Annotated in this window: 7 protein-coding genes; 6 read left to right on the top strand and 1 reads right to left on the bottom strand. The window is 34.7% G+C overall.

Features of this window, described 5'->3' with window-relative positions:
- Window positions 1–141: 141 nt before the first annotated feature.
- Both BUE84_RS19785 and yidC read left to right on the top strand, forming a co-directional pair.
- Window positions 142–1749, top strand: coding sequence for a CTP synthase (locus BUE84_RS19785; protein ID WP_079243182.1), 1608 nt, complete (start codon window positions 142–144; stop codon window positions 1747–1749).
- Between the two features lie 178 nt (window positions 1750–1927).
- Window positions 1928–3727: a membrane protein insertase YidC gene (yidC, locus tag BUE84_RS19780; protein ID WP_034696117.1), complete on the top strand. Its 1800-nt coding sequence runs from the start codon at window positions 1928–1930 to the stop codon at window positions 3725–3727.
- Between the two features lie 130 nt (window positions 3728–3857).
- Here the strand turns inward: yidC and BUE84_RS19775 are convergent, their stop codons facing one another.
- Entirely contained in the window at window positions 3858–4442 is a 585-nt protein-coding gene (locus BUE84_RS19775) for a ribonuclease HII (RefSeq protein ID WP_079243181.1), read from the bottom strand.
- Between the two features lie 696 nt (window positions 4443–5138).
- On the opposite strand from BUE84_RS19775, the gene BUE84_RS19770 reads away from it, so the two are divergent.
- From BUE84_RS19770 to BUE84_RS19755, 4 genes are all read left to right on the top strand, one after another.
- Window positions 5139–8096, top strand: coding sequence for a SusC/RagA family TonB-linked outer membrane protein (locus BUE84_RS19770; RefSeq protein ID WP_079243180.1), 2958 nt, complete (start codon window positions 5139–5141; stop codon window positions 8094–8096).
- A gap of 3 nt (window positions 8097–8099) precedes the next feature.
- Entirely contained in the window at window positions 8100–9560 is a 1461-nt protein-coding gene (locus BUE84_RS19765) for a SusD/RagB family nutrient-binding outer membrane lipoprotein (protein WP_079243179.1), read from the top strand.
- Window positions 9561–9617: 57 nt separating this feature from the next.
- Window positions 9618–10067, top strand: a complete 450-nt coding sequence (locus tag BUE84_RS19760) for a lipocalin family protein (protein WP_079243178.1) — start codon at window positions 9618–9620, stop codon at window positions 10065–10067.
- Between the two features lie 332 nt (window positions 10068–10399).
- Window positions 10400–13318 (top strand): SusC/RagA family TonB-linked outer membrane protein, encoded by a 2919-nt coding sequence (locus BUE84_RS19755; RefSeq protein ID WP_079243177.1) that lies wholly within the window; start codon window positions 10400–10402, stop codon window positions 13316–13318.
- Window positions 13319–13320: the final 2 nt, after the last annotated feature.

The raw sequence follows: 13320 nt of genomic DNA, 5'->3' as shown, positions 1-13320 counted from the left end.
TTTGTTTCATTTGCTTATATCAAATATAGATAAAAAATTTTATCAGGTTTTATAATTGTTTGAAGCGGGTTTTATCATTTTCAAAATGTAAAAGATTGCTTTGTATCTCTTTTTCCCATAACTTTGCACAAACCTAATCTAATGAGTAAAAAGAATACAAAGTACATCTTTGTGACAGGAGGTGTAACTTCATCTTTGGGAAAGGGAATCGTTTCTGCTTCTCTGGGACTTCTACTAAAATCACGCGGCTTTAATGTAACGATCCAAAAATTAGATCCTTATATCAATATCGACCCAGGAACTTTGAATCCTTATGAGCACGGAGAGTGCTATGTGACTGAAGATGGTGCAGAGACGGATCTGGATTTAGGCCACTACGAGCGTTATCTTGATGCTCCTACATCCCAAAACAACAACGTTACTACAGGAAAAATCTACCAGACTGTAATTGAAAAAGAAAGAAAAGGAGATTTCCTTGGAAAAACAGTTCAGGTAATTCCTCATATTACTAACGAAATCAAACGTAGAATTAAAATCCTTTCAAAACAGAACTACGATATCATCATTACTGAGATCGGAGGGACAGTAGGGGATATCGAATCTTTACCATACATTGAAACCGTACGTCAGTTGAAGTGGGAGTTGGGAGAGAGTAATTCTATGGTGATTCATCTTACTTTATTGCCATATCTGGCTTCAAGTGGAGAACTAAAAACAAAACCATCCCAGCATTCCGTTCGTCAGTTAATGGAAAGCGGAATTATGGCAGATGTTTTAGTTTGTAGAACAGAACATAAAATTCCTAAAGATCAGAGAGCAAAATTAGCTCAGTTCTGTAATGTTCCTTTGGATAACGTTATCGAATGTAAAGATCTTGAAACGATCTATGAAGTTCCAATGTACCTTCAGAAGCAGAACTTTGATGATGTAGTACTGAAAGAACTTGATCTTAAAAGCGATAAAGACGCAGATCTTAAAGACTGGAAGAGTTTCCTTAAAAAATTCCAGAACCCTAAAAAAACCGTTGAAATTGCATTGGTAGGAAAATATGTTTCCCTTCAGGATTCTTATATTTCTATTGCTGAAGCATTCAAACATGCAGGAGCTGATCTTGAAACTGAAGTAAAAGTAAGATGGGTTTACAGTGGAGATATTACGGAAGAAAATATTAAAGATACGCTGAAAGGAGTGAATGGTATCCTTGTAGCTCCAGGTTTCGGAGACAGAGGAATTGAAGGAAAAGTTCTTACCGCAAAATATGCAAGAGAAAATAAAATTCCAATGTTGGGAATCTGTTTAGGAATGCAGATTATGACGATTGAATTTGCAAGAAATGTTTTAGGACATACCAAAGCAAACTCGATGGAATTTGATACAGCTACTCCTGATCCTGTAATTTCTTTGATGGAAGAACAGAAAAATGTAGTAGATAAAGGAGGAACAATGCGTCTTGGAGCATGGAAATGTACGTTGAAAAACGGATCTAAATTAAATGATATCTACGGAACCAAAAATATTTCTGAAAGACACCGTCACCGTTATGAATTCAACAGTGATTATCTTCAGGAATTTGAAAAAAATGGTTTCCTTGCTACAGGTACCAACCCTGAAACAGGTTTGGTAGAAGCGTTGGAACTTCCTGATCACCCATTCTATGTGGGAGTTCAGTATCACCCTGAATATAAAAGTACGGTAGCGACACCGCATCCACTATTCAGAGCTTTCATTAAGGCTTGCGAAAAGAAATAAGGTAAAATTTTATCATAAACGTCTACATATAAACTCAGGCTGAGAATAATCAGCCTGAGTTTATTATATAGTAACAACGTAAAGCATAGAGTTTTGATAAAAAAACAGTATTTTTGTCAGCTCAAATTACGTACACCAGTACGTACATTTTAAATTTAAAATTTTAATATAAAATAAAATGCAACAAAACAACGGAATCGATAAGAAGCAAATGATTAGTTTCGCGGTTTTATGCCTTGTTCTCTTCGGTTTTATGTTCTACTTCCAGAACAAACAAACGAAAGAAGCGGAGTTGAAAGCTCAGGAGCAAAAAACGGAACAGGCTAAAAATGCCGTAAAGCAAACTCAGGCAAACAATATCAATCCAAATGTAACTCCTAATGCAATCCAGACAGCAAGTCTTGGAAATAATGAACTGAAACTTGAATTTTCAAGCTTAGGAGGACAGGTTTCCAAAGTAGAGCTTTTAAAATATAAAGCCTACAATCACAAAACAGACAATGCAGATCAGCCACTTTATCTGATCACTAAAAATAACTCAAACTACGGTTTTCAGTTTAAAGATAAAACAGGGAAGATTGTTAATACTAAAGATTTAGTTTTCTCACCTACTGTTAATGGAAATGCGGTGACCTTAACTGCAGATTATAATGGTGCTGTAATTCAATTCATTTACACATTGCTTCCAAAATATACCCTTGATTTTAAAGTAAGAACTCAGGGACTTTCCAAAATTACTTCTGATAACAAAGCAGATTTCATTTGGGATTATAATGTAAGAAATCTGGAGAAGGGTAGAGCTCAGGAGCAGTCTCACTCAGAGTTTTCTTATGCTTTCAATAATTATAAAGACTATGATTATGATGGAAGAACCACAATGGAAGAGGAAAAAGAAACCCTTAACTGGATTGGTGTAAAGCAGCAGTTTTTCTCTTCAGTAATCGAAGCTAAAAACGGATTTACTCAAAATAAAGGAAACCAGGAAAATGTTGAAGAAGGAGAATATTTGAAGAAATTCAACTATGAAGGTTTCGTTCAAATGACTGGAAGTGAGCTGAACCAGGATTTCACATGGTATTTTATGCCATTGGATTTACCATTGCTTAAATCTTATGATAAAAACTTTGATGAGATTCTTCCTTTAGGTTGGTCATTTATTGGAGCAATGAACCGTTATTTCTTCATGTGGTTATATAGCATTATCGCTGCGTGGGGATTATCAGCAGGTTGGGTTATTTTTGTAATGACGATCATTGTGAAACTGATCCTTTCACCTATTATGTATAAGCAGCACAAGCTAAGTGCAATGATGAAGGTGATCCGTCCGGAAATTGATGAGGTGAATGCGAAGTTCAAGGATGCAGATCCGATGAAGAAACAGCAGGCTACAATGGAAGTTTATAGAAAGGCAGGAGTAAATCAGATGGCGGGATGTTTACCGGCATTAGTTCAGATTCCAATTTTCTATGCCTTATTCCGTTTCTTCCCGAACTTTATTGATCTTAGAGGACAAGGGTTTTGGTTTGCAAAGGATTTAACAGCTTATGATGATTTGATCAAGCTTCCATTTAAAGTTCCTTTCCTTGGAGATCATTTAAGTATTTTCGCTTTAGCTTGTACGGTTGTTATCTTGATTTATACTGTGATGACTTCAGGAAATATGCAACAGCCTCAGCAGGAAGGAATGCCAAATATGAAGGTATTAATGTATATCTTCCCGATCACATTCCTATTCTTCCTTAACACTTCAGCTTCAGGTCTTTCATGGTATTATTTTGTATCGAATGCGATTAACATCCTTATCATTCTTGTTATTAAGTATGTGATTCTGGATGAGAAAAAAATCCATGCTCAGATTCAGTCTAACAAGGAAAAACCGAAAGCAGAAGGTAAATTCCAGAAGAGAATGAGAGAAATGATGGAGAAGGCTCAGGAGCAGCAAAAAACTCAGGAGCAACAAAGAAATAAGAAGAAGTAATTCTTAAACATAAATTAAAAAGAGAAGCAATTTGATAATTGCTTCTCTTTTTTTATTTGGGAGTTTTATTTACAGGGATTTTCAGTCTTTAATTGACATGCCCGATTTAATAATTGAAAATGAGTATTTTTCAATCATATTTAAGTCTGAAAGATTGTCTGTGATGAGGTGTTGGTCCATATTTTATAAGGGCTTCCTGATGTTTTTTTGTGGCATAGCCAAAATTGGTGTCCCAACCATATTCAGGATGTTCTTCATGAAGCTGAATCATTAACTTGTCCCTATAATTTTTGGCAAGAATAGAGGCTGCAGCAATAGATAACACTTTAGAATCTCCCTTAATAATGCATTGATGCGGAATGTAGTTATAAGGATGGAATTTATTTCCGTCCACCAGAATAAGTTCAGGAGTTATGGTCAGTTGATCCAGCGCACGGTGCATCGCATGAATACTCGCATTGAGAATATTATGTTCATCTATAAAGGAAGGTGGTAATTCTGCGATAGCATAGTTTTTCACATTGTCTTTGATGTAACTATCCAGTTCCATACGCGTTTTAAACGTTAATTTTTTGGAATCATTCACCAGGTTTTGTTTGAAATCATCATCTAAAATTACCGCTGCAGCTACCACCGGACCACTTAAACATCCTCTTCCTACTTCATCACATCCGGCCTCAATATAAAGATTTGACCAGTTTTTTATTAGCTCCATGAATTGTTTCTATACTGCAAAAATATAAAATTTTGAAGGAAGAGATTTTGGATGTTTTTTATTTTATTCTTACTTCAACAAAAGATAATATTGTGATTATATCGAATGCAGGGAGAAGACTGTAATCTGTTTTTAAATAACCGATATATAGGATGATTTTAAGAGTTTAGGATGGTTTAATTATAGAATGAGGCGAAAAGTGGATTCGAAGTGATATTGGTTAAATTGGGCTTAGGTTTATTCTCTCAATTTGGAACTCAATCTCATTTTGAAACATAAAAATTTATCTTGCTCTGGTAAGGAAACTTTAATACATTTTATCGCTTTTATGCATTTTTTTTGTTTAAAAAATGAAATATTTCTTCAATTGTAGAAATATGCTTTGCATAGTATCGTTTATTGGTTTTCTTTCATTTCTGTATTTTGAATTTTTAATTTATTGATATTCAATTTATTTACATTCATAATTAAATTTGTAATATAGATTATATCAATTTAAGTGATTGTTATTATTTCTTAAAAAAAACTAAGTTTTAAATGTTGTGTTTTTGTTAAATATTTTGTTTTTAACTTATTTTAATAATTTATTGACTTGTTTTTTTTGAAATTATTGAATAAGTTGTAATTTTTTCACATTTTGCTTTGTGGTATTAAGAAAGTTTTACAAATTTGTAAGGTCACAAAAATTAATTTGATATGAAGAAACTAACAGCAAGTCTTCTTGTTCTAGTAATGTCTTCTTCGATAGCTGTCGCTAACGCCCAGCAAAAGAATGACACTATTAAAACAAAAGAAATTGAGGGAGTGGTTGTAACCGCACTCGGAATTAAAAGAGAGAAAAAATCTCTTGGTTATGCTTCTGAAGAAGTTAAAGCTGCGGAATTAACTGGTGGAACGACTAATACCGGAAACGTAGCATCTCTTCTTTCAGGTAAGGTAGCCGGACTACAGGTAAATACTAATAACAACTTTGGCGGATCTGCAAACCTTTTGATCAGAGGATATAAATCTTTGTCAGGAGGTTCTCCACTTATTGTAATTGATGGTTCACCAGTTAACAATAATACGGTAACCGGATCTGTATTCGATTACGGTAACTTTCTTTCAGATATTAACCAGGAAGACATAGAATCTGTAAACGTACTGAAGGGTGCCGCTGCATCAGCTTTATATGGTGAAAGAGGAAGTGATGGTGTAATTTTAATTGTAACTAAAAGCGGACGAGGAAACAATGACGGAAGCTGGGGTGTTACTCTTAACTCAGGAATTACAGCAGGATTTATTGATAAATCTACTTTTCCTACCTATCAGACAAAGTATGGAGCAGGATACGGTGGCCAGTCATGGAACGAAGATCCGGGACCTGGAGGTTACAATTATGCTAACTTTGTAGATGACGCATCTTACGGACCTGCATTTAATCCCAACCAATTGGTTTACCAATGGGATTCATTTGATCCTTCTTCTCCAAACTATGGAAAAGCTACACCTTGGGTTGCTGCGAAAAACGGACCTATTAAATTCTTTGAAACACCAGTCACATACATTAATACAATTACCATTGAAAAAGGAAATAAAACTTCGAATCTTTCCTTGTCATATTCCAATATGCTTTCTAATGGTTTGATGCCTAACTCTGAGCTTAAAAAAAATACAATTTCTGCAAAATTTAATCACGATTTTACAGATAAATTACATGCCTCTGTTTTCACAACTTTAACTTTACAAGATACAAGAGGACGTAATGAAACTGGCTATTCGGATAATATTGTTTCTGGTTTCAGACAGTGGTGGCAGACCAACGTAGATGTGTTGGCATTAAGAGATGCTTATGCTAACAATGGAAATAGTAACTTTTCCTGGAACAGATCTACAGCGGCTGATGGAACTCCTCAATATTGGAACAATCCATATTTCCAGAGATATCAGAATTATCAGTCTGATGACAGGACCAGGATATTCAGTTATGCACAATTAAAATATGATGTTTCCAAAAATTTTGGAATCACAGGGAAACTATCTTATGATGATTTACAGATGGTTGTAGAAGAGAGATTAATGAATGGATCGCTTCCTCAGGCATTCGGTGCATCCGGACTTAATGTAAGTTCGGGATACGCAAGAACCAATGTGAAAAATACTGAGATCAACTTTGATTTATTTGCTAATTACAAGGTTGATATTACTTCAGACCTAAGTGTTAGCGGTATTGCAGGGGGGAACGTTAGAAGAAACCTTGTGGATAATATTTTTATGAGTACAGAAGGAGGTCTATCTAAACCTGGGCTTTTTGCTATATCCAACTCTGTAAGAACGATACTCCCACCTGATGAGAATTATGCAAAATGGGTTACTTCCAGTTTATATGCAACAGCATCTTTTGGATATAAGAACTTCTTATTTGTGGATGGTACTTACCGTGTAGACCAATCGTCTAACTTACCAAAAGGAAATAATAGCTATGGATATCCTTCGGTTACAGGTGCTGTTATTCTATCCGAATTTGTAAAACAACCATGGTTAAGTTTCTGGAAATTGAGAGCAAACTACGCTGAAGTAGGTTCATCTACCAACAATTACAGATTGGTAAATACTTTCAAAGCTAGAGGTGAAGGTCTGTTTGATCAACCTTTTTTCCTTGCGAATCCAAACCTGAAACCTCAAAGATCTAAGGAAACAGAATTTGGTATGGAGGCACAATTCTTCAAAAACAGATTAGGTTTTGATATTGCAATTTATAAAACCAGAACATTTGATCAGATTATCAATTTACCGGTTTCTTCCGCAACAGGATATAGAACATTCCTTGTAAATGCTGGGCAGATTGATAACAAAGGTATAGAAGTACAGTTAAATGGGACACCATTTAAAACAAATAATTTTACATGGGATGTAAACGTGAACTGGTCTAAAAATGAGAATAAAGTTATTGCATTAAATGGTGATTCTCAGAATTACTTAATAGCAAGTTATCAGGGTGGGGTTTCTCTTAATGCACGTGTAGGAGAATCTTTTGGAGCTTTGGTAGGATCAGATTATGTATATAATGCGAATGGCGATAGAGTAATTGATCCAGCTACAGGTCGTTATTTAAGAAATAATAATCAGGTTATAGGGAATATCACACCAGACTGGGTAGGTGGTATCAGAAACAGCTTCCGTTATAAAGATTTCTCAGTAAGTTTCCTTATTGATGTGAAAAAAGGAGGTGATGTATTCTCTACCGATATGTATTACGGATTAGCAACTGGTCTTTATGCAGAAACAGCTGATTATAGAGAGGGTGGATTCGTACATCCAGGTGTTAACCCGAATGGAAATGTAAATACGACACCTGCGATTAATCCGGGATCTTTTGGTAACGTAGACGGATATAGAAGAATGCCGAATAAAAGATTCGTTTATGATGCATCTTATGTAAAACTTAGAGAAGCAAGTATAGGATATAACCTTCCTAAATCTGTTTTGGCTAATACTGCTATTCGTGATGCAAAAATTTCAATTGTAGGTAGAAACCTTTGGATTATCCACAAAAACTTACCTTATGCAGATCCGGAAGCGGGTACTGGGAATGGTTTAGGAGCTAAAGGTAATTCTATCGGAGTACTACCTACTACCCGTGATATTGGGATTGATATAACTTTAAAATTCTAGAAAATGAAAAAAATATTTTTAATTATAGGTTTAGCTTCATTATCGTTAACTTTTACATCTTGTGAAAGAGACATCACGTCACTAAATGAAGACCCTAAACACCCAACGGAAGTTCCGTCAGGAGTCCTTTTTGCCAGCGCTGAACATGCACTTCTTGACCAGCTATTGTCTGCCAATGTAAACCGTAACATTACCAGGTTTTTTACACAGCAGTGGTCAGAAACTACTTATACTGATGAGACGAACTATGATATGGTGACGAGACCAATTCCAAGGAATCATTATAACCGTATGATGGCATCTGCGTCAGCTACAATTAATTCTCCGGGAGTATTATCTGCATTAAGAGATGCCAGAAGGTTTCTTGAGAGCGAAGGAGTAGATCCCGTTACTAAAAATAACAATATTGCTATGATTGAATTAGTAAATGTTTATGCATGGGCTAATTTGGTTGACACATATGGTGATATCCCTTATTTCGGAGCATTGAAAGCTACCGCTGAAAATCCAGGAAGTGCGGAAATTCCTTATGATGATGCAAAAACAGTGTATCTGGATCTTATCAAAAGAATTGATGCCGCTGTTGCTATGATTAATACTTCTGGTAGTGGATATGACAAGGATTTGATCTACAAAGGAGATATGACTAAATGGAAGAAAATGGGTAATTCATTGAAATTCAGAATGGCTGTAACCTTAGCAGATAGCGACCCCGCATTGGCTAAAACGTATGCAGAAGCAGCTTACACTGCGGGATTATTTACTGACAAAATGGATAATTTCGGACTGCAGACTTTTCCATCGGGATTGTTGTCAAATCCTGTGTATCAGGATGTTATTCAGTCTGGTAGAAATGACTTTATTCCGTCAGATGTTCTGGTTGATTTTATGAATACTACTTCAGATCCAAGAAGAGCCACGTGGTTTACACAGGTTGCTGGTGCTTATGTAGGGGGTGTGTACGGAGATCAGAATATTTTCAAAGATTATTCTCACTTTACAAACGTAATTTCTGGAGAAAATGCACAAGGCTTTTTATTAGATTATTCTGAAATTCAGTTTTTAAGAACTGAAGCCGCTGCTAGAGGATTTAGTGTTGGTGATACCGCCGCTAATCTATATGAATCTGCAATTAAAGCATCAATGACTGAGTATGGTATTACTGAAGCTACTGCAAATACTTTTATAGCTGCCAATCCATATAATGCTGCCAACTGGAAAAAATCTGTTGGTGAGCAAGCTTGGATAGCAATGTTCAATAAAGGGTTCCAGGCATGGAATTTTGCAAGAAGACTGGACTTCCCTGTATTTGTAAATCCTGGGGGATCTGTAGTAGAATCTGTACCAGTAAGAATGAAATATTCTGATCAGGAATATCTTCTTAACGCTAAGAATGTGAATGCTGCAGCTTCAAAGATTGGAGGTGACAAAGTATCCACAAAAATATTTTGGGATAAATTTTAAATTAAATAATAATTCCTCAAATCTACGAGTAGGTTTGAGGAATATAAAAACATTTATATGAGATTTTTTATAGGAATTGTTCTTTTAATAAGTGTTGCATCATGTTCCAATGATGACGACCGTGCAGTTGAAAATGAAAGTGTAAGTATTAATGGGACTTGGAAACCATATAAGTATGAGTTTAGAGGTAAAGATGTCATGTTGAGTGACTGTGAAAAGAAAGGAGTTATATTTATAAATCCTGATTTCTCGGGATCTTATGAAAGATATGATTTGTCTTCTTCTTCCGGAAACTGTAATCTTTTTGATTCTTTTGGAGGAAAATGGACCTTTGATAAAATGTATCAAACATTAACCCTTACCTATACAGAAGCTGGAGTTTCTAAAACAATGAAAAAAGAAATTGATTCCTATTCCAATACAGAACTCAGAATTAATGACAATAGTAAAAACCTGGATAGTACGCCTGGAAATGACGAAGCTATCCTTGTTTTCAGAAAAGAATAAATATTTCTTATTTATCTAAAAAAACCGCCAAATGGCGGTTTTTTTTATTTGTAATCATTTTTATAAAGGATTTTGTGAATTAAAACTGACTTTTTTGTTTATATTAATCTTATAATCAGTACTTTATATGTTATATTGAAAAGTGATTTTAAATGATATCAATTAGAAAATTGATGTTATTTTTTTTATTAAATATTTTATTTTTAATGTATTTTATTAATTGTTTTGTTTGTTTTTACTTCTATTTGTTGCTCTTTTGTTGTTTTTTTTAAGTTTTACTTGTTGAATTGTTAACAAAAACACAATTTTGCTGAGTAAAAATTAATTTTGATATGAAGAAACTAACAATGAGTCTGCTTGTTGTGGTATTATCCTCTTCTATGGCTATTGTAAACGCTCAACAGAAGAAAAAAGATACCATTACACAGACAAAAGAGATTGAAGGTGTGGTAGTAACTGCACTTGGGATTAAAAAAGAGAAAAAAACAATAGGATATGCTACTTCACAAGTCAATGGAGATGATTTAAAAAAGTCAGGGGAAGCAAATATTATTCAAGGTTTAGCGGGAAAAGCTGCGGGAATTCAAGTTACAGGCTCTTCTGGTACGCCAGGAGCTTCAAGCAAAATTCTGATTAGAGGCCAAAAGTCAATTAATCTATCAAGCCAACCTATTATAGTTTTAGATGGGCAGATTATTGATAACTCTGTTAATAATAATGCGGGGCAGGGCAGTAATTTGGCTGGAGTAGATGACTCGAACAGAGCTATTGATATAAATCCTGATGATATTGAAAGTGTATCAATTTTGAAAGGTGGTGCAGCAGCAGCGTTATATGGAGAAAATGCTAGAAATGGTGTAATTATTTATACAAGTAAGAAAGGGAGAAAAAGAAAAGGAATTGGAATTGATTTTTCTACAGCTGTATCTTTTGATATGATTACTCGTTTACCGAAACTTCAAAAAACCTATGCCGCTGGAACTAACGGAGCTACCTATATTGCACCTGCTCAATATGGTTCTGATGGTTTTGCTACCACATCGGGAACCAATCAAAGTTGGGGACCATTAATTTCAAGCGTAACTGGTTTGAAGGCCTATGATAATACTAAAAACTTCTTTGAAACAGGTGTTACACAAAATTATAATCTGGCTTTTTCAGGAGGTGGAGATTATGGTAATTTCAGAGCTTCATTTGGACATATTGATCAAACGGGGATTATTCCAAATACATCGCTTAAAAAGACAAGTTTTGGGGTGAATTCTGAATTTAAGTTAACTGATAAGCTAAAAGCTGGAGCTGATGTAAAGTTTTCAAATACAAATGGGTTAAGAGCTCAGAAAGGGAGTAATACTGCAGGAGTAATGTTGTCTTTACTGAGAACACCAACAACCTATGACCTTAGAGATTATCAGACTGTACAAGGATATAATAAAAATTATTTTGCAGCATATGACAATCCATATTATACAGTATACAATAATCCATATAAAGACGAGACAAACAGATCCATTATTAGTGGTTATTTAACTTATAATTATAATAAAGCCTTGAATATACTGTTGAGAGCGGGGGTTGATACCTATACAACTCATGCTCAGCAGAATTATTCATTCTCAAGTAATGGTAATTCAACAGCTGACCGAACAGGGCAGGTCGTTGTAGACACTTATACACAAAGTCAATATAATTTAGATTTAATCTTTAGTGGGTTGGTTAACTTTACTGATAACATTAATTTGAATTATAGTTTTGGGGGGCAGATAATTTCTAAATTTGGAAATGATCAATATACTCAAGGATCTACAATGTTGGAACCTAATCAATTCAACCTTTCTAACTTTACGACTTTTGTTTCCAATAATACAGATTTCAAACAAATTAAAAGAGGGATATTAGCTTCGGCAGAATTCGGATTTTACGACCAGTTTTATTTAACATTAACAGGTAGAAATGATTGGAGCAGTACATTGCCTAAACAGAATAGTTCCTATTTCTATCCTTCTGTTTCAGGATCTTGGCTGTTTAATAAGACATTAAATTTACCAAACTGGGTTAACTTAGGAAAAGTAAGAGTAGCTTATGCGAAAACTTTTGCATCTGCTAATCCATACAATATTGTTAACACTTATGGAACTCCAAACTATTTTGATACATTTGGTCCACAATTAACTTCTCCATATTTGGGAGTTGGAGCCTATGGGCTAACTACCATTGCGAAAAATCCAAATTTAAAGCCTGAGCGAAATGACGAATTTGAAGTCGGTTTAGAATTAGAATTATTTAAAAGGTTACGCTTAAATGCGAGTGCTTATAAATCAACCAACTATGATCTGCTTATCCAGGCTCCAGTTGCACCATCTTCTGGATTTCAGAATTATTTCACCAACGGTCCTACAGTTGAAAATAAAGGTATAGAAGTAGAATTAGGGTATGATATTCTTAAAAATCAAAACTTTAACTGGAGTGTAAACCTTAACTGGGCTAAAAACGTAAATAAGGTCGTTGAAATACAAGACAATTTAAATTTCTCCAGTGAAGGCGGTGATTTCTTTTCGGGAAATGTTGTTCCCGCAATTATTAAGGGGCAACCGCTTGGTGTTTTTTATGGAACCGCGTGGGAAAGAGATTCATCAGGAAATGTAATTATAGGTTCTGATGGCTTACCGCTGGTTTCTGCACAATCTCAAATTATAGGAAATCCTAATCCAGACTGGTTAGGAGGAATCAGAAATAATTTCAGTTATAAGAACTTGTCTTTAAGCTTTTTATTAGATATTCGTAAAGGTGGAGATATTTGGAATGGAACATTAGCGAGATTACATAGATTAGGAATGAGTCAGGCTTCTGCTGAAGACAGATCTGCTATGTATGTAATATCTGGTGTTACTGAAACAGGAGCTCCTAATACAGTAGCAATTAATAACAAAACTTATTATTCAAGCTTTTTAGGAGATGGATCTGGTAGTGCAAATGAACAACAGATGGAAAGAGATATAAATTGGCTTAGGTTAAGAGATATAAGTTTATCATACAATTTTGGTAAAATGTTATCTAGTACTCAAACTCTATCTTTTATAAGAGATGCTCAGGTTACTTTTTCTGCTAGAAACTTATTTTTAATTACTAACTACAAAGGTGTAGACCCTGAAACATCTATTGCTGGTGCAAGTTCAAATACTAATGGATTTGATTACTTCAATAATCCAGGGACAAGAAGTTATACCCTATCATTTAAATTTACTTTTTAATT

Source organism: Chryseobacterium indologenes (assembly GCF_002025665.1).
GTDB classification, from domain to species: domain Bacteria; phylum Bacteroidota; class Bacteroidia; order Flavobacteriales; family Weeksellaceae; genus Chryseobacterium; species Chryseobacterium metallicongregator.
This window is presented reverse-complemented; position numbering and strand designations above follow the sequence as displayed.

Bases quoted from the DNA above. Each gene is read 5' to 3' on its own strand.
- BUE84_RS19785 (WP_079243182.1), top strand. From the start codon at position 142: ATGAGTAAAAAGAATACAAAGTACATCTTTGTGACAGGAGGTGTAACT.
- yidC (WP_034696117.1), top strand. From the start codon at position 1,928: ATGCAACAAAACAACGGAATCGATAAGAAGCAAATGATTAGTTTCGCG.
- BUE84_RS19775 (WP_079243181.1), bottom strand. From the start codon at position 4,442: ATGGAGCTAATAAAAAACTGGTCAAATCTTTATATTGAGGCCGGATGT.
- BUE84_RS19770 (WP_079243180.1), top strand. From the start codon at position 5,139: ATGAAGAAACTAACAGCAAGTCTTCTTGTTCTAGTAATGTCTTCTTCG.
- BUE84_RS19765 (WP_079243179.1), top strand. From the start codon at position 8,100: ATGAAAAAAATATTTTTAATTATAGGTTTAGCTTCATTATCGTTAACT.
- BUE84_RS19760 (WP_079243178.1), top strand. From the start codon at position 9,618: ATGAGATTTTTTATAGGAATTGTTCTTTTAATAAGTGTTGCATCATGT.
- BUE84_RS19755 (WP_079243177.1), top strand. From the start codon at position 10,400: ATGAAGAAACTAACAATGAGTCTGCTTGTTGTGGTATTATCCTCTTCT.